At 73.7% G+C, this 19,472-nt stretch carries 18 protein-coding genes; 11 read left to right on the forward strand and 7 right to left on the reverse strand.

Annotated elements, in window-relative coordinates:
- Positions 1–79 precede the first annotated feature (79 nt).
- Positions 80–946, forward strand: a complete 867-nt coding sequence (gene purU / locus ACQ614_RS20650) for a formyltetrahydrofolate deformylase (protein WP_431679981.1) — start codon at positions 80–82, stop codon at positions 944–946.
- A 57-nt stretch (positions 947–1,003) separates the two neighbouring features.
- On the opposite strand, the gene ACQ614_RS20655 is transcribed toward purU, so the two are convergent.
- Both ACQ614_RS20655 and ACQ614_RS20660 read right to left on the reverse strand, forming a co-directional pair.
- Positions 1,004–2,122, reverse strand: a complete 1,119-nt coding sequence (locus ACQ614_RS20655; RefSeq protein WP_431679982.1) for an MDMPI N domain containing protein — start codon at positions 2,120–2,122, stop codon at positions 1,004–1,006.
- A complete protein-coding gene (locus ACQ614_RS20660; protein ID WP_431679983.1) occupies positions 2,119–2,658 on the reverse strand; it encodes a sigma factor in 540 nt (179 codons plus the stop codon). Before ACQ614_RS20660 ends, ACQ614_RS20655 begins: the two co-directional genes overlap by 4 nt.
- 574 nt (positions 2,659–3,232) lie before the next feature.
- On the opposite strand from ACQ614_RS20660, the gene ACQ614_RS20665 reads away from it, so the two are divergent.
- Entirely contained in the window at positions 3,233–3,706 is a 474-nt protein-coding gene (locus ACQ614_RS20665) for an ATP-binding protein (RefSeq protein WP_431679984.1), read from the forward strand.
- Between the two features lie 354 nt (positions 3,707–4,060).
- Here the strand turns inward: ACQ614_RS20665 and ACQ614_RS20670 are convergent, their stop codons facing one another.
- Entirely contained in the window at positions 4,061–5,134 is a 1,074-nt protein-coding gene (locus ACQ614_RS20670; protein ID WP_431679985.1) for a GlxA family transcriptional regulator, read from the reverse strand.
- A gap of 86 nt (positions 5,135–5,220) precedes the next feature.
- On the opposite strand from ACQ614_RS20670, the gene ACQ614_RS20675 reads away from it, so the two are divergent.
- From ACQ614_RS20675 to ACQ614_RS20695, 5 genes are all read left to right on the forward strand, one after another.
- Positions 5,221–6,495: an MFS transporter gene (locus ACQ614_RS20675; protein WP_431679986.1), complete on the forward strand. Its 1,275-nt coding sequence runs from the start codon at positions 5,221–5,223 to the stop codon at positions 6,493–6,495.
- Between the two features lie 96 nt (positions 6,496–6,591).
- A complete protein-coding gene (locus ACQ614_RS20680; RefSeq protein WP_431679987.1) occupies positions 6,592–7,899 on the forward strand; it encodes an MFS transporter in 1,308 nt (435 codons plus the stop codon).
- A 110-nt stretch (positions 7,900–8,009) separates the two neighbouring features.
- A complete protein-coding gene (locus tag ACQ614_RS20685) occupies positions 8,010–8,537 on the forward strand; it encodes an N-acetyltransferase family protein (RefSeq protein WP_431679988.1) in 528 nt (175 codons plus the stop codon).
- 177 nt (positions 8,538–8,714) lie between these two features.
- On the forward strand, positions 8,715–9,047 hold the full coding sequence (locus tag ACQ614_RS20690) for a DUF4229 domain-containing protein (RefSeq protein ID WP_431679989.1): 333 nt from the start codon (positions 8,715–8,717) through the stop codon (positions 9,045–9,047).
- Positions 9,048–9,049: 2 nt separating this feature from the next.
- Positions 9,050–10,048: a LacI family DNA-binding transcriptional regulator gene (locus ACQ614_RS20695; protein ID WP_431679990.1), complete on the forward strand. Its 999-nt coding sequence runs from the start codon at positions 9,050–9,052 to the stop codon at positions 10,046–10,048.
- Positions 10,049–10,106: 58 nt separating this feature from the next.
- Here the strand turns inward: ACQ614_RS20695 and ACQ614_RS20700 are convergent, their stop codons facing one another.
- Entirely contained in the window at positions 10,107–11,318 is a 1,212-nt protein-coding gene (locus tag ACQ614_RS20700) for an MFS transporter (protein WP_431679991.1), read from the reverse strand.
- Between the two features lie 137 nt (positions 11,319–11,455).
- Between ACQ614_RS20700 and ACQ614_RS20705 the strand changes: the two genes are divergently transcribed.
- From ACQ614_RS20705 to ACQ614_RS20715, 3 genes are all read left to right on the forward strand, one after another.
- On the forward strand, positions 11,456–11,593 hold the full coding sequence (locus ACQ614_RS20705) for a hypothetical protein (RefSeq protein WP_431679992.1): 138 nt from the start codon (positions 11,456–11,458) through the stop codon (positions 11,591–11,593).
- Positions 11,594–11,685: 92 nt separating this feature from the next.
- Positions 11,686–13,005, forward strand: a complete 1,320-nt coding sequence (locus ACQ614_RS20710; protein ID WP_431679993.1) for a dicarboxylate/amino acid:cation symporter — start codon at positions 11,686–11,688, stop codon at positions 13,003–13,005.
- A 203-nt stretch (positions 13,006–13,208) separates the two neighbouring features.
- Positions 13,209–15,266 (forward strand): glycosyl hydrolase family 28-related protein, encoded by a 2,058-nt coding sequence (locus tag ACQ614_RS20715; protein WP_431679994.1) that lies wholly within the window; start codon positions 13,209–13,211, stop codon positions 15,264–15,266.
- A gap of 108 nt (positions 15,267–15,374) precedes the next feature.
- On the opposite strand, the gene ACQ614_RS20720 is transcribed toward ACQ614_RS20715, so the two are convergent.
- From ACQ614_RS20720 to ACQ614_RS20730, 3 genes are all read right to left on the reverse strand, one after another.
- The gene (locus ACQ614_RS20720; protein ID WP_431679995.1) at positions 15,375–16,577 is read right to left on the reverse strand and encodes a L,D-transpeptidase; all 1,203 of its coding nucleotides are present in this window, start codon (positions 16,575–16,577) and stop codon (positions 15,375–15,377) included.
- A gap of 152 nt (positions 16,578–16,729) precedes the next feature.
- Entirely contained in the window at positions 16,730–17,773 is a 1,044-nt protein-coding gene (locus tag ACQ614_RS20725; RefSeq protein ID WP_431679996.1) for a bile acid:sodium symporter family protein, read from the reverse strand.
- Between the two features lie 209 nt (positions 17,774–17,982).
- Complete coding sequence (locus ACQ614_RS20730) at positions 17,983–18,186, reverse strand: cold-shock protein (RefSeq protein WP_095873528.1); 204 nt, start codon at positions 18,184–18,186, stop codon at positions 17,983–17,985.
- Between the two features lie 350 nt (positions 18,187–18,536).
- Here ACQ614_RS20730 and ACQ614_RS20735 point away from each other — a divergent pair, with 350 nt between their 5' ends.
- A complete protein-coding gene (locus ACQ614_RS20735; protein ID WP_431679997.1) occupies positions 18,537–19,421 on the forward strand; it encodes a menaquinone biosynthetic enzyme MqnA/MqnD family protein in 885 nt (294 codons plus the stop codon).
- Positions 19,422–19,472: the final 51 nt, after the last annotated feature.

A 19,472-nucleotide genomic window follows, 5' to 3' on the forward strand; every position in this document is an offset into this window, starting at 1 on the left:
GTCCGGTCAGCGGCGCACGGGCCGTCCGGAATGTGACACGCTTGGCCGTCCTGGCGTGAACGAGTGGAGGAAGCCGAACGTGGAAGAGCAGAGGGCCGACGCCCAGTACGTCCTCACGCTGTCCTGTCCGGACAAGCAGGGCATCGTGCACGCGGTCTCCAGCTACCTCTTCATGACCGGCTGCAACATCATCGACAGCCAGCAGTTCGGTGACGCCGACAGCGGGCTGTTCTTCATGCGCGTGCACTTCTCCGCGCCCGGGCCGGTCACCGCGGAGAAGCTGCGGGCCAGCTTCGCCGCCGTCGGGGCCTCGTTCCACATGGACTGGCACCTGCACTCGACCGCCGAGCGGATGCGTGTCGTGCTCATGGTGTCGAAGTTCGGCCACTGCCTGAACGACCTGCTGTTCCGCACCCGGATCGGCGCCCTGCCGGTGGAGATCGCCGCGGTGGTCTCCAACCACACCGACTTCCGCGCGCTCACCGAGTCCTACGGCATCCCGTTCCACCACATCCCGGTCACCCGGGAGACCAAGGCCGACGCCGAGCGCCGGCTGCTGGAGCTGGTCACCGAGGAGCAGGTCGACCTGGTCGTGCTCGCCCGCTACATGCAGGTGCTCTCGGACGACCTCTGCAAGGAGCTGTCCGGCCGGGTGATCAACATCCACCACTCCTTCCTGCCGAGCTTCAAGGGCGCCAAGCCGTACCACCAGGCGCACGCCCGCGGCGTGAAACTCATCGGCGCCACCGCGCACTACGTGACCGCCGACCTCGACGAGGGCCCGATCATCGAGCAGGAGGTGGCCCGGGTGACCCACGACGTGACCCCCGAGCAGCTGGTCGCCCTCGGCCGGGACGTCGAGTGCCAGGCGCTGGCCCGCGCGGTCAAGTGGCACAGCGAGCGCCGCGTCCTGCTCAACGGCAGCCGCACCGTCGTCTTCGCCTGACGCAGCACCGGGCGGCACCCGGGGCGGCACCCCCGGGCAGCCCGGGCGGCCCCGCACTCAGGGCCGGGACAGCAGCGGCAGCGCGTGCAGCACCTGCCGGATGGCCTCCCGGTCGCCCTCCTCGCCGACCGGGATGCGGTCCGGGTCGCGGTGGGCCGCCGCCAGGTAGCAGAACTCCAGCCCGTCGAGGGCCATTTCGGCGACCGGCTCGGCGCCCTCACCCGCCCCGTCCAACGGGATCAGCCACTCCCCGGCCGCCGGACCGTCGATCACCAGCCGCAGCGCCCGCCCCGGTACGGCCGCGGCGGCGGCCGGCTGTGCCCGGTGGCGGGCCGCCAGCAGCTGCGGCAGTATCCGGGCGCCGAGGTCGATGAGCCGCCGCAGGTGCGCCGGGGCCGGCGGCGGGTACGGGTAGTCCACGGCGCGGGCGATGTCGTCGCCGTGGATCCAGCACTCGAAGGCGCGGTCCAGGAAGGCGTCGCGCAGCGGCAGCACGGCGAACCCGTAGTCGACCGGGACGCCGCCGTCGCCGCCGTGCACCGAGGCGGCCTGCAGCAGGCCGTGGCTCTGCCGGCGCCAGCGCCGGCGCACCTGCTCCGGGTCCTCCCCGCCGGCCGCGGTGATGAGTGCCCAGGTGCGGCCCAGGACGCCGGACGGGCCGCCCTGCTCCGGCACCCGGGGCACCGGCGGCCGGCGGCCGACCAGTGGCGGTCGGGCGCCGCCGAGCGGGTCGGGCAGGCCGACCGAGCGGGCGAGGTAGCCGTCGACCGCGGTGAGGTGGCAGAGCACCTCGGCGGGCCGCCAGCGCTGCACCCCGCCGTGCCAGGGCAGCTCGGCGACCTCCTGCCACTCGGCGGGGCCGAGGTCGCGCATCAGGGCGTCCAGTTTGGCGCTCTCCGCCGCGTACGGGCCGGCCCAGGCCGGTATCGGCAGCCGGGCCGGACGGCGGGTCAGGCACCAGTCGAGGACCTGGCGGCGGAGCGCGGAGGACAGGTCGAGCGGGTCGTCCGGGGTGAGTTCGGCGGCGGCGCCGCTCAGCCGGGCGGCCTCCTCGGCGCACTCCGGACAGTCGGCCAGGTCCCGGGCCACCTCGGCGGCCTCGTGCCGCGGGCAGGCACCGAGCGCCCACGCCCCCAGCAGGGAGCGCAGTGCCTCGTGCCGCCCGGGCGCCGTCACGGCCCCGGCCGTCCGGCCGCCGGGACGGGCTCCGGGCGGCAGCCCTCGCGGGCGGCGGCGAGCTCCCCGGCGACGAGCTGCAGGCCGAGCCGCATCCGGTGTTTGGCCGCCTGGTCGCTGATGCCCAGTCGGCGGGCGGTGTCGCGGTAGGTCCGGCCGTCGTGGTGGCCGGGGGCGATGGTCTCGCGCAGCGGGTCGGGCAGCGAGGCGACGGCGTGGTGGGCGCGGGCGGCGGCGGAACGGGCGGCGACCTCCCGCTCGTCGCCGCAGGCGGCGCGGAGCTGCTGCACCGCGCAGCGGTGGGTGAGCGTGCCCAGCCAGGACCGCAGGGTGCCCTGCTCGGGGTGCCAGGCGCCCGGGTCCGTCCAGACCCGGGCGAAGACGTCGCGGGTGAGCTGCTCGGCGGCGTCCTCGTCGTCCAGGACGCGCAGCGCGAGGCCGTGCACGAGCGGCGCGAACCGGTCGTACAGCTCGCCGAGGGCCGTCTCCTCGCCGCGGACGAGGCGGAGCACGAGTCGTTCGTCGCAGCTGCTCATGCGGTGCCGCCCTCTCTGCTCACGAGGGTGTCCCTCCCGGCTCTCCCCGGCGTGTCGCCGACGCGTTCTCCCTGCGGCGGACGGCCGGCGGGCCATGCCTGCCACCACGGTATCCAAGAGCGCGGACCGGCCGGGTGAAATGCGGAAATGAGAGGGCGGGAAGTTTCACCCCGTCAGATCCTGCTGCCACCCCGGCGGCGACGACGGGTTCGGACAGATGTGGGAAGGGTGGTTCGCTCGTGGCGGGCGCCCCGTTCGGCCGTGGTGGGGGTACCGTCGTTGTGCTCGTGCACAGGCCCCGACCCGGCCGGACGATCATCGGCGCGTACGACGCTCGTCAGGGTGAGCGGGACAGTATGCACCGAGCTGTCCCCCGATCGCTGGAATATGCCCGAAGCGCTTGCTGCGACCCTCCGGTCGAATCATCCTGAGGCGTATTCGTGTCGAAGCCATGGGTAATCCGACCAGGCAGACCGGCCGAGCGCGGCCGGCCGACCGGTGTGATGAAGGCGCTGCCGCCCGGGCCGGGCGGCAGGGTGTGGGTGGCCGAATACCGAGTGCGGGTGGTGGAGCGGTGCAGGTACTTCAGGTGCAGCTGGCGGTCCAGGCGGACCCGGCGGAGGTCGGCAGGGCACGCCGCTGGGTACGGACCAGGCTTCAGGGCCACGGGCTCGACCCGGACGCGCCCATCGCCGAGACCCTCGTGCTGGTCGTCTCGGAACTCGTCACCAACGCGGTGGTGCACACGGGCTGTCCGGCCGTGCTGAGACTCACCATGCCGGTGCCCGATGCCGCGTCGCCTGACGCGGCCTCATCGCCGGTACGGGTCGAGGTCGCCGACGCCAGCCGCACCGCGCCCGCCCCGCGCCACGCCGGCCGGGACGCGACCAGCGGCCGCGGCCTGGAGCTCGTCGAGCTGCTCTGCGCGCGCTGGGGCTGGTACCCGGAGGGCTCCGGCAAGCGGGTCTGGTGCGAGATCGACCCCGCCGCGCAGGCCGCCCTCCCGGCCGAGGCACCCGTCCTCAACGAACTCGTCTGGCAGCTCTGACCGCGCACCGCGGCACACCCGCGGCCGCGCCGCACGGCTCCGCGCCGGACCGCGCCCCTGCACCCGCTCCCGCACAGCACGGGTGCCCCCGCCCGGCCGGCGGCCCCCCGGCGCGCGGGAGCGCGGCGGTCGTCCGTGCCGGACCGGGCGTGCTTCCGGCCCCGGCCGATGCGCCGCAACCTTGCCGAATTTACGACAAGCCATTGACGTGACGTATCCGACTGATCACGCTTGGGTGCAGCTCCGTCGCGAGGGGACGCCGAGGGACGCCCGGGTGGTGCCAGCACATCAGGGGGACCGGCTGCCGACCGCCCGCAGGCCTCCTCGGCGAGTGCGGAGCGCAGACGCGCGGGTTCAGGGCTCGTGCGTCCGCTCGGACGGTGTTCCGGCGTGCCGTGCTCGGGGCGTGCGCGGCGGGGCACCGTCCGGCGAGCGGCGCCGCACCGGCGCCGTACTGCGGAAGGTCCGCCGGTAGGCGCTCGGCGCCACGTCCAGCCGGCCGCGCAGCCGCAGCCGCAGCGAGGCCGCCGTGCCGAACCCGGCCCGCCGGGCCACCTCCTCGACCGGCAGGTCCGTCTCCTCCAGCAGCTGCCGGGCCAGCTCGGTGCGCTGCACCGCCAGCCACTCGCCCGGGCTGCTCCCGGTCTCCTCGCGGAAGCGCCGGGTGAAGGTCCGCACGCTCATGCCGGCCCGGGCGGCCAGCTCGCCCAGCGGCAGCGGGCGGTCCAGGTGCTCCAGCGCCCAGCCGCGGACGGCGGCGGTGCCCGCGCCCTGCAGCAGGTCCGGGCCGGGCACGCCGACGTACTGCTTCTGCCCGCCCTCCCGCCACGGCGGCACCAGGCAGGCCCGGGCCACCGCGTTGGCGACCGCGCTGCCGTGGTCGCGGCGGACCAGGTGCAGGCAGACGTCGACGCCCGCGGCGACCCCGCCGGAGGTCAGCACGTCGCCGTCGTCGGTGAAGAGCACGTCCGGGTCCAGCCGCACCTGCGGGAACATCCGGGCGAAGCGCTCGGTGTACGCCCAGTGCGTGGTCGCCGGGCGGCCGTCCAGCAGGCCGGCCGCGGCGAGCACGAAGGCGCCGGTGCAGATCGACACCAGCCGGGTGCCGGGGCGGACCAGCGCCAGGGCGGCGGCGATCCGCGGGTCGAGGACCCCGTCGACCACGTCGCCGGGGCCGTCCTGCTGCGCCGGGATCACCACGGTGTCGGCCTCGGCGAGGAGTTCGGGGCCGTGGTCGACCGCGATCCGGAAGTCCGTGCTGGTGGCGACCGGCCCGCCGTCCACGGTGCAGGTGGCCACCCGGTAGAGCGGGACGCCGTCCGGGCCCTTCGCCGACTCGAAGATCCGTGCGGGGATGGCCAGTTCGAAGGCGATCACCCGGTCCAGGGCCAGCACCGCGACCCGGTGCTGCCGCGGGGCCTCTGCCATCCTGGTCTCCCTTCGCGCGGGGCGGTGCCACATTGTGACCCGTAAACCCCTGGCCTGCGGAAGTGGTCTGGACCAAAACTGCTGCTGTGCCCGAACCGACACCCCCGCCCGCGCCCGCCGGCGCCCCGGCCGCCCCCTGCGCCGCACCCGCCCCGCCGACCGCCGGCCCGGCCATCTGGACCCGCAACTTCCGGCTCTACTTCACCGCCCGCAGCTCCGGCCTGCTCAGCGACGCCATGCTCCCGGTCGCCGTCGCAGCCGGCCTGATCGGCGCCGGTCACCCGCTCGGCAGCGTCGGCTACGCCATGGCCTTCCTGATGGCCCCCTTCGCCGGCCTGGTGCTGGTCGGCGGCGTCCTCGCGGACCGCTTCACCGCCCGCCGGCTGATGATCACCGCGGACCTGGTGAACCTGGCCACCCGGGTGCTGATGGCCTGGCTGTTCTTCACCGGCGTCGACCGGCTCTGGCAGCTGTACGCACTGCTCGCCCTGGCCGGCACGGCCGCCGCCATGTTCCAGCCCGGCGCCGCCTCCACCGTGCCGCTCACCGCCCGCGACGTGCACGGCGCCAACGGCGTCCTGCGCACCTCCGAGGCGCTCACCGCCCTGCTCGGCCCGGCCGTCGCCGGACTGCTGGCGGGCGCGGCCGCCACCGGCTGGGTCATGGTGCTCGCCGCCTGCGCGTACGCACTGAGCGCCTGCTGCCTGCTCGCCCTGCGGCTCGGCCCGGCCCCCGCGCCGCCGCCCGGCAACAGCCTCTGGCGCAACCTGGTCGAGGGCTGGCACGAGTTCCGCTCCCGCACCTGGATGTGGGGCGTCATCGTGATCTGGTTCTTCTACAGCGCCCTCAGCTTCGGCCCGCTGCTGCCGGTCGCCGCCGGCCTGCTCGTCCCCGAGCACGGCTCCACCGCGTACGGCGTGCTCAACGCCGTCTTCGGGGCCGGCACCGTGCTCGGCGGACTGCTCGGCATCCGGATCAGGCCCCGGCACCCGCTGCGCGGCGGGGCGCTGGCCATGCTGGCCTTCCCGCTCACCCCGCTCGGCATCGCCCTCGGCCTGCCCCTCCCGGTGCTCGCCGCCTGCTTCCTCGTCACCGGTGTCGGCGTCACCTTCTGGGGCGTCATGTGGGCCACCAACGTGCAGACCCAGGTGCCGGCCGAGGTGCTCAACCGGATCCACGCCTACGAGGTGGCCGGATCGGTCTGCATGGCGCCGGTCGGCTCCGCCCTGGCCGGGCCGGCCTCCGAGGCCTTCGGCCCGAGGGCGGTGCTCCTCGCCGGAGCCGCGGTCGCGGTGCTGGTGGTGGCCACGCTCCTGCTCGTCCGCCCGATCCGCGACCTGCGGCAGGTGGCCGGCCGCTGACCGCGGGCCGGGCGGCCGGACCGTTTGGCCCGATCCTGACGAAAGCTGGCAGTCAGGCCACTCGTTCGCGGCCGCCCCGCCCGGGACACTCGTCCGGTGACCGAACTGACCACCCGCAGACCCGCACCCCCGACGGACAACCGCACCCCCCGCCTGCACTACGCCTGGGTGGTGGCCGGTGTCTCCCTGCTCGTCCTGCTCGGCTCCGCCGGGTTCCGCTCCACCCCCGGCCTGATGATGGACGCCCTGAACGGCGAGTTCGGCTGGTCGCACGCCACCATCGGCAGCGCCGTCTCGGTCAACCTCACCCTCTACGGGCTCACCGCGCCGTTCGCCGCCGCGCTGATGGACCGCTTCGGCATCCGCCTCGTCGTGGTCGGCGCCCTGCTCGCCATCTCCACCGGCGCCGGGCTCACCGTCCTGATGACCGAGAGCTGGCAGCTCATCCTCTGCTGGGGCGTCCTGGCCGGCCTCGGCAGCGGCTCCATGGCCGGCGCCTTCGCCACCACCGTCACCGGCCGCTGGTTCCAGGCCAGGCAGGGCCTGGTCACCGGCGTCCTCACCGCCGCGGGCGCGGCCGGCAACCTGGTCTTCATGCCGCTGCTCGCCGCCCTGGTCGAGAACCACGGCTGGCGGACCGCGGTCGTCGTGGTCTCGCTGTCGTCCACCGCGGTCGCCGTCCCCGTCCTGCTGCTGATGCGCGAGCGCCCCGCCGACCTGGGCCTCCTCCCGTACGGCGCCACCGAGGCGCCGCCCGCCCCGGTCACCGACGGCAGCGCGCTCGCCCGCTCGCTGCGGGTGCTGCGGGACGCCGCCCGGAGCCGCGCGTTCTGGCTGCTGGCCGGCTCCTTCGCGATCTGCGGCGCCACCACCGCCGGCCTGGTGGGCACCCACTTCATCCCGGCCGCGCACGACCACGGGATGCCGGTCACCACCGGCGCGAGCCTGCTCGCCCTGGTCGGCGTGTTCGACGTCGCGGGCACCATCGCCAGCGGCTGGTTCACCGACCGCTTCGACTCCCGCCGCCTGCTGGTCGTCTACTACGGCCTGCGCGGGCTGTCGCTGCTCTTCCTGCCGCAGCTGTTCGGCCACTCGCTGCAGCCGCCGATCCTCGCCTTCGTGATCTTCTACGGCCTGGACTGGGTCGCCACCGTCCCGCCCACCGTCGCCCTCTGCCGCCGCCACTTCGGCGAGGACGCCCCGATCGTCTTCGGCTGGGTGCTCGCCGCGCACCAGATCGGCGCCGCCGTGGTGGCCGGCCTGGCCGGCCTCGTCCGCGACCGCTTCGGCGACTACGACCTCGCCTGGTACGCCGCCGGCGGGCTCTGCGCGATCGCCGTTCTCCTCTGCCTCGCCCTGCGCGGCGGCGCGCCGAAGCGCGCGGCCGTGCCGGCGGCCGCCTGAACACCGGGGCGGGCCGGTCCGGCGGCGACGGGAGGCCGCCGGAGCCGCCGGTGTCCGGTCCGTGACACGGAACGGGCAGCTGCCGTAAGGACCGGATAGCCTCATCGGCTATGACACTGTCCTTCACGCTGGACCCCGAACTCACCCCGGAACTGCGCGCCGAGATCGTCGGGCTCTGGACGGACGTCAGCAATGCGGGCGGCGCGGTCGGCTTCGTCCCCCCGGTCACCGCGGAGCAGGTCCGGCCCACCGCCGAGAAGCAGTTCGCCGGCCTCGGCCCCGGCGGCCCGGACCGCCTGCTGATCGGCCGCGACCCGGACACCGGCCGGCTGGCCGCCCTCCTCGTCTTCGTCTCGCAGCGCTTCGAGCTCATGGAGCACTGGCGGCTGCTCCAGCGGGTCATGGTCGACCCCGGCCTGCAGGGCCGCGGCCACGGCGCGGAACTGCTCGCCGAGGCCGAGCGCATCGCCCGCGGCTGGGACCTGGCCGGCCTCAAGCTCACCCTCCGCGGCGGCCTCGGGCTGGAGAAGTTCTACGGCCGCTCCGGCTGGAACGAGGTCGGCCGGGTGCCCGGCGCGATCCGCGTCGGCCCCGGCGACGACCGCGACGACGTCGTCATGTGGCTCGACCTCCGGTAGGCGCACCCCCGCCCACCGGGGCGCCCCGCCGACCCGACCGGCAGGCACGCCCCGGCCCCGTGCGGGCGCGGCCGTCCGGCATGCTTCACTGGGAGACCGGCACCAGGAGACGGCCGCCCCGCGGCGGCCCCGCCCCCGCGCCGCCCGTCGTACCCCCGGCCGAGAAGGACGCCACCCGTGAGCAGCCGCAAGTCGCACGCCACGCTCCGCTACACCTCCCTGCGGGCGAGTATCTTCCTCGGCTGCCTGCTGCTCTCGCTGATGCTCGGGCACTTCGGCGTCATCCCGGTCGCCGGCGGCAGCGGCGTCGTCTTCCTCGTCCTGATCGCCATGCTGGTCTCCGCCCCGATCAGCTACGTGGTGCTCAGCAAGCAGCGCGACGCGATGTCCGAGCAGATCGCCGGCAAGGTCGGCGGCCTGCGCGAGCGCACCGCCCGGCGGATCGCCGAGCAGAACGCCGAGGAGGACGCGGCCGTCGACGCCGCCCGCTCCGCCGCCCGCCAGGACTGACCTTGGCCGACCCCGCGCCGCCGCGCCGCCCCACCGGGCGCGACGTGGCCCGGCTGGCCGGCGTCTCGCAGGCCACCGTCTCGCTGGTCTTCTCCGGCGCCCGCGGCCACCGCGTCTCGGAAGCCACCCGCGAGCGCGTCCGCGAGGCCGCCCGAACCCTCGGCTACCAGCCGCAGGCCGCCGGCCGGCAGCTTCGGCTCGGCCGCAGCGGCACGGTGATGCTCGCCGTCCCCAACCTGCTCGGCCCGTTCTTCGGCCGGGTGCTCTCCGGCGTGCACGAGGAGGCGCACCGGCGCGGCCTCGCCGTCGTGGTCTCCTCCGGCTGGGACGGCGCCACCCTGGCCGAGGCCGCCACCGCCGGCCGCTTCGACGGCCTGCTGATCTGCTCCCCGGACGACAGCCAGCTCGGCGACCTCCCCGCCGACACCCCGGCGGTCTTCCTGGACGCCGACCCGGCCCGCAACCCCGGCCGCCCCACCGTCGAACTCGACGTCGCCGACGGCATGCGCGCCGCCGTCGAGCACCTGGCCTCGGCCGGCCACCGCAGGATCGGCCACCTGCGGTCCACCCTCTCCGCCCACACCTTCCGCACCCGGCAGGCCGGCTTCGAGGCCGCCACCGCCGCGCTGGAGGTGATCGAGGTCGGCGTCAGCCTCAACGAGGGCGCCGAGGCCGCCCGCGAGGCCGCCCGCACCCTGCTCGGCCGGCCCGACCGGCCCGCCGCCGTGATCTGCGACGACGACGTGGTCGCCTCCGGCCTCTACCAGGCCGCGGCCGAACTCGGCCTGCGCATCCCCGACGACGTCTCCGTGATCGGCATCGACAACATCCCGGTGGCCGGCCTGCTCGCCCCGCCGCTCACCACCGTCGACCTCCCCGGCGAGGAACTCGGCCGCACCGGAGTCCGGGCCCTCGCCGCCCTCCTCGACGGAGACCCGGTCACCCCCGTCCCCGCCCTCCCCACCACCCTGGTCGTCCGCTCATCGACCCGCCCGGCCTGACCGAAAGCCGGGGTGCCCTGCCGGTGCATCCCTGGGCGACCTGCACGAGTGCCCGGGTTCAGGCCGCCAGGACCGTTCGGGCCGGGGCGTCGGCCGGGGTGGCGGGGCGGAACCAGCGGCGGCAGCCGAACAGCAGCAGCCCGCCCACCCCGATGCCGGCCGCCGCACACACCGCCACCCGGAACAGCGACCCCTCCACCAGGGCCCCGGACACCGCGTACCCCGCCGCATTGCCCGTCGCGAACAGCGTGATCAGCCAGGCGAAGGCCTCGGTCACCGTGCCGGTCGGCGCCAGCTCGGCGATCAGGACGAAGGCGGCCGCGAGCAGCGGGGCCAGCCCGATCCCCGACAGCAGGGACAGCCCCGCCATGGCGTACGGGCCCGGGAGCGCCAGCAGCGGCAGGTAGGAGGCGGCCATCAGCAGGGCGATCACCCAGGTGCGGGTCGCGGTGGTGCTGCGCCAGCGGACCGCACCGTAGCCGAGGGCGCCGAGCAGCCCGCCGAGCGCCGCGAGCGCCAGCATCAGCCCGGCCCCGCCGGGCAGTGCGCCGGGGTGCTGCTCCGCGTACGCGATGAACAGCACGCTCTGGGCACCGACCGTCCAGCCGGCGCCGGCCAGGCCGACGAGCAGCAGGACCAGGCCGGGGGAGCGCAGCGGACCGAGGAGCCCGGCGGACGCCTCGCGGGCGGGTGCGCGCCAGGCCCGGGCGGGTGCGGCGGTGGCGACGACGAGGGAGCCGAGCAGGCCGAGTGCGGCGGCCGTCCACAGGGCTGTGGACGGGCCGAAGCCGGCGGCGATCCCGGCGACGGCGAGCGGGCCGGCGACGTAGAGGATCTGCTGCGAGGCGGAGTCGAAGGCGTAGGCGGTGTCGAGCTGCTCCTCCTCGACGACGGAGGGCCACAGGGCGCGCAGGCAGGGTTCGAGCGGTGGCATGGCGAGGCCGGCGAGGGCCGCGCCGGCCGGTGCGGCGACCGCGGAGCCGGGGGCGAGCGCGAGCAGGGCGTAGCCGAGGCCGGCGACCAGGGCGGTGGTGAGCAGGACGCGGGGCTGGCCGGTGCGGTCGACGATCCGTCCGAGCACCGGGCCGCCGACCGCGGCGGCGACGGCGTAGGCGGCGGTGGCGAGGCCGATCCGGCTGTAGGGCGCACCGGCCTCGCGCAGGGCGAGGGCGATCACCAGGCCGGTCATGCCGGCCGGGAGCCGGCCGAGCAGGGTGCCGAGGAGGAGCCTGGTGACGTGCGGGGCGCGGAGCAGCGCGAGATAGCCCATGCCTGAAGTTATACGTATAACCAGCCCGGCCGGTCAATCTGCACCGGCTGCGGCCGCTGCGGCCACTGGCTGGTTCGTGGCCATAGCTCAAACCAATACTTTGAACATCTCAAATGTTTACTGCTAACGTTCCGGCCATGACCATCGCAGGCGCCGCGCTCCAGGCCGGGACGAGCACCCCGCTCGCCCCCCGCCGCGCCTGCATGCCCCGAGCCGTGGCCGGCCCCCGCGCCTGCCGCGCCTGCGGCTGTACCGGGGCGGCACGCCTCTCCTGACGGTCCCTCCGCGGCCCCCGCCCGGAAGGGCCCCGCGCGTGCCGCCGTGTCCGACCTCCCCCGTCTGCCACCCGACCCGGAGTCGCATCCCCATGCCCGGTCTCCTGACCAGAATCCGCCGCGTCCCCTTCTGGGCCCAGATCGCCGCCGGCCTCGTGCTCGGCCTGCTGCTCGGCTGGATCGCCCGCGCCGGCGACGTCGCCTGGCTCACCACCACCCTCGACACCGTCGGCAAGACCTTCGTCCAGCTGCTCAAGCTGGCCGTGCCGCCGCTGGTCTTCACCGCCATCGTCGTCAGCGTCGCCAATCTGCGGAACGTCGCCAACGCCGCCCGGCTGGCCGTCCGCACCCTGCTCTGGTTCCTCGCCACCTCGCTGATCGCGGTGGCCGTCGGCCTCGGGCTCGGCCTGCTCACCGACCCCGGCCGCGGCGCCGGCCTCTCCACCGAGGGCCTCAAGGCGCCCGAGGAGGCCGGCAGCTGGGTCGACTTCCTGACCGGCATCGTCCCGACCAACATCGCGACGGCCTTCGTCGAGGTCAACGTCCTGCAGATCGTCTTCCTCGGCGTCGTCACCGGCGCCGCCGTGCTGAAGATCGGCGAGAAGGCCGAACCCGTCCGCCGGCTCAGCGAGTCCGTCCTCGACCTCACCCAGACCGCCCTCTGGTGGGTCATCAGGCTGGCCCCGCTCGGCACCCTCGGCCTGATCGGCAAGTCCGTCGCCAAGTACGGCTGGGACCTGCTCACCCCCTTCGCCACCCTGACCGCCGACGTCTACATCGGCTGCGCGATCGTCCTGTTCGGCGTGTACCCGCTGCTGCTGCGCTTCGCCGCCGGCCTCAACCCGCTGCACTTCTTCCGCGGCGCCTGGCCCGCCATCCAGCTGGCCTTCGTCTCCCGCTCCTCCGTCGGCACCCTGCCGGTCACCCGCCGCGTCACCGAGCGCCTCGGCGTGCCCGGTGAGTATGCGTCTTTCGCCGTTCCGTTCGGGGCGACGACGAAGATGGACGGCTGCGCCGCGATCTACCCCTCGCTGGCCGCGATCTTCGTCGCCCAGGTGTACGGCATCCACCTCGGCATCGGCGACTACCTGCTGATCGCCTTCGTCTCGGTGATCGGCTCGGCCGCCACCGCCGGCCTCACCGGTGCGATCGTCATGCTGACGCTCACCCTGTCCACCGTCGGCCTCCCGCTGGAGGGCGTCGGCCTGCTGCTCGCGATCGACCCGATCCTGGACATGATCCGCACCGCCACCAATGTGGCGGGACAGGCGGTCGTGCCGGTCCTGGTCTCGGCGCGGGAGAAGACGCTCGACCTGGTCGCGTACAACCGGCCGACGGGTGATCTGCTCGCCGAGCCCGCCACCGCTCCGGTGCCCGCGCAGGCCTCGGCCCCCGAGGCCGCTGCGGCCTGACGTCCCGTTCGACCAGGGCCCCTCCCCGACCCTGGGGAGGGGCCCTGGCGCATCTGATGACTGCAAGAATGGATGACCATCACTGCATCAAATCAACAGAACAGCGAAAATATCTTGCACAACTCTTGTGGGGTGAGATGCACGGGCCCTACGCTCCGCGGCGAGCCACCTGGTGCCACCTCCCCGAGAGAATCGAGCAAGCGATGTCACGGAGCATCACAGGAGCCGCAGCGCGCCGGGTCGGCACGCCGCCGCGACGGGCGGCGGCGGTGCTTGCGGCGGTGACCGCGGCCACCGTCGGCTACGCGGGCCCGGCCGCCGCCGACGACGGCAGGGCCGGCGGCGCGGCGGCGGTGGTGACGCGGGCCGGCCTCGCGCCGTCCCTCGTCGCGGGCCGCGGCGCCGACCTCGGCACGGCCGAGCAGGAGGCGGAGAACGCCCGGAGCACCGGCACGGTGATCGGCCCGGACCGCACCGCGTACACCCTGCCCTCGGAGGCGTCCGGCCGCTCCGCGGTGAAGCTGGTGCCCGGCCAGTACGTGGAGTTCACGCTGCCCGCCGCGGCCAATGCGATCACCGTGCGCTACAGCATCCCGGACGCGCCCGACGGCGGCGGCATCACCGCGCCGCTGGACGTCACGGTGAACGGCCGCAACCGCAGCACCATGACGCTGACCTCGCAGTACTCCTGGCTGTACAACCAGTACCCGTTCAGCAACGACCCGAAGGCCGGGCTGCTCCACCCCGACTGGTGGATCACCGAGTGCTCCTGCGTGCCGGCCGTCACCACCCCCGCCCCGGAGATCTCCAAGCCGTTCCGGCCCACGCACTTCTACGACGAGCAGCGCCTGCTGCTCGGCCGCACCTACAAGGCGGGCGACACCGTCCGGCTGACCGTCCCGGCGGGCAGCAGGGCCGCGTGGACGGTGATCGACCTGCTCGACTCGCAGCTCGTGGCCGCCCCGCACGTGAACCCCGCCGCCGTGAACGTGCTCGCCTTCGGCGCCGACCCGACCGGCCGCCGCGACTCCGCGGACGCGATCGACCGGGCGATCGCCTTCGCCCGCCGTGTCCACCTGCCGGTCCACCTCCCGCCGGGCACCTTCCAGGTGAACCGCCACATCGTGGTCGACGACGTGACGATCGAGGGCGCCGGCAGCTGGTACACGATCGTCAGGGGCCACCAGGTCGACCTCGCCACCCCGGCGCCGGGAGGCTCGGTGCACACCGGCGTGGGCTTCTACGGCAAGGACGCCGCCGCGGGCGGCAGCCGCAACGTCCACCTGTCCGGCTTCGCGATCGAGGGCGACGTCCGCGAGCGGATCGACACCGACCAGGTGAACGGCGTCGGCGGCGCGATGAGCGACTCCACGATCGAGGGCCTGTACATCCACCACACCAAGGTGGGCCTCTGGTTCGACGGCCCGATGAAGAACCTCAGGGTCACCCGCAACGTGATCACCGATCAGATCGCCGACGGCCTGAACTTCCACACCGGCGTCACCGACTCGGTGGTCTCGCACAACCTGGTCCGCAACACCGGCGACGACGGCCTCGCCATGTGGTCGGAGAGGACCGCGGACGCCCGCAACACCTTCGACCACAACACCGTGCAGTCGCCGGTGCTGGCCAACGGCATCGCGATCTACGGCGGCAGCGACAACACCGTCTCCGGCAACCTGATCGCCGACCCCGTCCGGGAGGGCAGCGCGATCCACGTCGGCTCCCGCTTCGGCGCCGAGCCGCTCGCCGGGCACCTGTGGATCACCGACAACACCACGGTGCGCTCCGGCACCTACGAGCTGAACTGGAACATCGGCCTCGGCGCCATCTGGTTCTTCGCGCTGGAGAAGGACATCGCCGCGGACATCCGGGTGACCGGGGACGACTTCCTCGACAACACCTACAACGCGGCGATGGTGGTGGCCGACTGGCCGGTGAAGGACCTGTACGAGGTGACCGGCCTGCACTTCAAGGACATCAGGGTCGACGGCACCGGCACCTCGGTGTTCAGCGCCCGCGCGGCCGGCTCGGCCGACTTCGAGAACGTGGACGCCCGCAACGTCGGCGCGGTCGGCGTCAACAACTGCGGCACCTTCCACTTCACGCCGGCCGGCTCGGAGTTCTCGCTCACCGACCTCGGCGGCAACGACGGCGGCGGCACCACCGGCGCCTGGCTGGCCCCGTGGGAGCTGCCCAACACCATCACCTGCGACGACCGCCCGCCGGTGGTGGCCCCGCCGGCGCCGTCCGCCTGGTGACGGCACCCGGGCGCCGTTGCTGAAAAGCGCCGTTGCTGAAAAGCCGTCGGGGCGCCCGTCCGGATCCCCCCTCCGGACGGGCGCCCCGACGGCGCGTTCGTCAGTGCGTCACCACTTGTCCCAGGAGATGTTCCAGCCGCTCATGCCGTTGTCCGGGCGGACCTGCTGGCCGACCGAGTTCTGCACGGTGACCGGGTCGCCGACGATGGCGGCCGCGTAGAAGCGGCCGGCCGACGAGCCGTCCGAACCGTCCTTGCCGGAGGTGTCCTCCAGACCGATGCAGCCGTGGCTGGTGTTGGTGCGGCCGAAGACGCCCGGGGCGTACTTGCCGTGCACGTAGGTGCCGGTCGGGGTGAGGCGCAGGGCGTGCGGCATCTCGACCTTGTAGGCCGGGCCCTCGTGGTTGACCACGGTGGAGGAGTCCATGACGGTCGTCCCCTCCTTCGCCATGACCACCATGGTGCCGTTGAAGGTGTTCTGCGAGGCGGGCGAGGTGGCGCCGGCGCTGATCGGGATGGTGGCGTCGGGCTTGCCGTCCTCCTTGACCACCATCTGGTGGCTGGCGGCGTCCGCGACGCTGACCCGGGAGCGTCCGATGGTGAAGGTCTGGTCGCTGTCGACCTCGCCGTAGACGTCCTTGGCCACCTCGACGCTCTTCAGCTTGTAGTGCACGGTGACCTTGGTCTGCGGCTTCCAGAACTGCTCGGGACGGAAGTCGACCCGGTTGCTGCCGAACCAGTGCGGCTTGAGCACGGTGCCGTCGGAGGTCTCGAAGGTGACGGCCTTCTCGACGGCGGCCTTGTTCTCGACCGCCTTCTTGAAGCTCAGCGAGACGATCATGCCGACGCCGTAGGTCTGCCCGTCGGCGATGTTGTCGTACGGGCTCGCGCCCTTGGTGGGCGTCAGGGTGGTGAAGGTGCTCTCCGCGGTGGTCGCCACGCCGGAGGCGTCGGCGGCCTGGGCGCTGACCTTGTACTCGGTGGAGACCGCGAGGTTCTGCGAGGGCGTCCAGCCGAGGCCGTCGGCGGTGAGGGTGCCGGGCACCTCCTTGCCGTCCTTGCCGGTCACCTTGACCGCGGTGAGCTTGCCGTTGGCCACCGCGACCTTCAGCGCACCGGACGGCTTCACCTTGGTGGCGCCGTTGGCGGGTTCGATGCTTACGACCGCCTGGGACTTCTTCTGCTCCTCCTGCTTGCCGGAGCCCGTCGACGAGCTCCCGCCCCCGCTGCTGCTGCACGCGGTGGTCAGCACCAGCGCGCCACCGAGCACCGCAGCCGCCACAACCCTGCCTGCCGCCCGCTTCACTGCCATACCCCTTCGCCGTATTCCCCCCGTTAGACGCGCGGGAGGGCCCGGCAGTTTCGCCTCGGGTGCGAATCGTCCGGTCACGAATCGACAACGTGCCCGCCCCGCGTCCTGAGGATCACCCGATCGAGCGAAGGCCGTCCGCCGACGAGCGTACGTCACTCCTCCGACGGGGCGTTCCCCCGTGATGCGTCCGCGGTGCGGCGGCCCCAGCGCTGGGCGAGCACCGTACACACCATCAGCTGGAGCTGGTGGAAGATCATCAGCGGCAGGACGGCGATGCCCACCGCTGCCGGCGGGAAGAGGACGGTCGCCAGCGGCAGCCCGTTGGCCAGCGACTTCTTCGATCCGCAGAACCGGGCGGTGATCCGGTCCGCCCGGTCGAGGCCGAGGCGCCGTGCGGCCGCGCCGCTGACCGCCAGCACCACGCCGAGCAGGACGAGGCACAGTGCGGCCAGCCACAGCAGCTGACCGGCGGTCACCCGGTGCCAGATCCCGTCGCGGACCCCTGCGCCGAACGCCGCGTAGACGATCAGCAGGATCGATCCGCGGTCCACGGCCAGCGTGACCGCGCGGTGCCGGCCGAGCCAGGGGCCGATCCACCGGTGCAGCAGCTGGCCGAGCAGGAAGGGCACCAGCAGCTGCAGGACGATGTCCGCCACCTGGCCCGCGTCGACCGTCACTCCGGACCCGCCGGGCAGCAGCCAGGCCGCGAGCAGCGGGGTCAGCACGATGCCGGCCAGGCTGGAGAAGGTGGCGGCGCAGACCGCCGCGGCGACGTTGCCGCCCGCCATCGAGGTGAAGGCGATCGAGGACTGCACGGTGGACGGCAGCAGGGTGAGGAAGAGCACACCGATGTACAGCCGGGCGGGCAGCACCTGCTCGGGCAGCAGCCGGGCGGCCTCGCCGAGCAGCGGGAAGAGGACGAAGGTGCACCCCAGGATCAGCAGGTGCAGCCGCCGGTTCCGGGCGCCGGCCAGCGCCTCCTGCGGGGAGAGCCGGGCGCCGTAGAGGAAGAAGAGCAGGCCGACGGCGACCCGTACGGCGTCGGCGACCGCGTCGGCGGAGTGCCCGCGGGCGGGCAGCACGGTGGCCAGGCCGACGGTGGCGAGCAGCAGCAGGATGTAGCCGTCGATGCCGATCCGGTGCAGGGCCCGGTCGGCGCGGCGGGCTGCGGTGCGGAGCCTGGACGGGCGGGGCATACCGTCGATCATGCCGGGGCGGGTGCGCGGAGGCGGGCAGGGGCGTGCGGAGCCGGCGAGGGGCGCGCGGGAATCGCGGCGGAAAGAGGCAGGGGGCCCACCACAGCCGTGGCGGGCCCCCTTGGTACTGCTCTTCGTGCTCGTGAGGCGGCCGGTGGCCGCCGGCGGACCCGGAGGTCCTGAGCGATCAGATCATCATCAGAGGATCGTCAGACAGCGGTGACGTTCTCCGCCTGCGGGCCCTTCGGGCCCTGGGTGACGTCGAAGGTGACCGCCTGGTTCTCCTCCAGCGAGCGGAAGCCGCTCGAGTTGATGGCGGAGTAGTGGACGAAGACGTCGGGGCCGCCGCCCTCCTGGGCGATGAAGCCGAAGCCCTTCTCAGCGTTGAACCACTTGACGGTTCCCTGAGCCATGCCGTTCTCCTTGCGAGGGACGTATTGGAGGCCACACCGTGTGACCTCCGGTCCGCTGCGCTGATCGCCCTGCCTCCGGAAAGCTCCGGAGTTTTTCGCACAGTGCTCAATCAATGCTCAATTGCGCTGAAACTGCTGAAAAACTACGAAAAGCCCGCGGTTACATGCTCCGCAGGCTTCAAGTACTGCAAGGGGAATCAAACTGCAACTGGAAGAGACGTTAGCACGCGGGCGCGGCCCCGACCAGGGGTGACCGAAAGGCGCGCCGGTGTGTCGCCCGCCTGGTGTCAGGACCTGAAGACGGCAGGCATACGCTGCGGGGAGAGTACGAACATCAGAGGGAGCACGCGGTGACCGGTCGGGATGAGAGCAGCTCCGTGGCGGTAAGGCCCCGGGTCGGACATATTCAGTTCCTCAACTGTTTGCCCCTCTACTGGGGCCTCGCACGGACCGGCAGCCTCCTCGACCTCGACCTCACCCGGGACACCCCCGAGAAGCTCAGCGACCACCTCGTCGGCGGCCGCCTCGACATCGGCCCGATCACCTGCGTCGAGTACCTCCGGCACGCCGACGGGCTCGTCGTCCTCCCCGACATCGCCGTCGGCAGCGACGGCCCGGTGATGTCCTGTGTGATCGTCAGCAAGGTGCCGCTCGCCGACCTGGACGGCCGCCCGGTCGCCCTCGGCTCCACCAGCCGCACCTCCGTCCGGCTCGCCCGGCTGCTGCTGGAGGAGCGCGAGGGGGTGCGGCCCGAGTACTTCTCCTGCGCGCCCGACCTGGACGCCATGCTGGCCCGCGCCGACGCCGCCGTGCTGATCGGCGACCCCGCCCTGCGCGCCTCCCTGGAGCAGGCCCCCCTCCAGGGCCTCGCCGTCCACGACCTCGGCGCGATGTGGAAGGAGTGGACGGGCCTGCCCTTCGTCTTCGCCGTCTGGGCCGCCCGCCGCTCCTACGCCGAGCAGCAGCCCGGCACCGTCGCCGCCGTGCACCGCGCGTTCCTGGAGTCCCGCGACCTCTCGCTCACCGAGGCCGCCAAGGTCGCCGAGCAGGCCGCCCGCTGGGAGTCCTTCGACGCCCCGCTGCTGGAGCGCTACTTCACCGAGGCCCTGGACTACTCGCTCGGCGACCGCCAGCTCGCCGGGATCGCCGAGTTCGCCCGCCGGGTGGCGCACGACAGCGGCTTCGCCCCCGACGTGGCGGTGAGCCTCCTGGAGTCCGTGCCCGCCGCCGGGTAACACCACCCCAGGAGCCCCCGGTTGGTACTGTCCGGCGGGGAGCACGGCCGT

The organism is Kitasatospora dryopteridis, from assembly GCF_050749075.1.
Taxonomy (GTDB): Bacteria; Actinomycetota; Actinomycetes; order Streptomycetales; family Streptomycetaceae; genus Kitasatospora.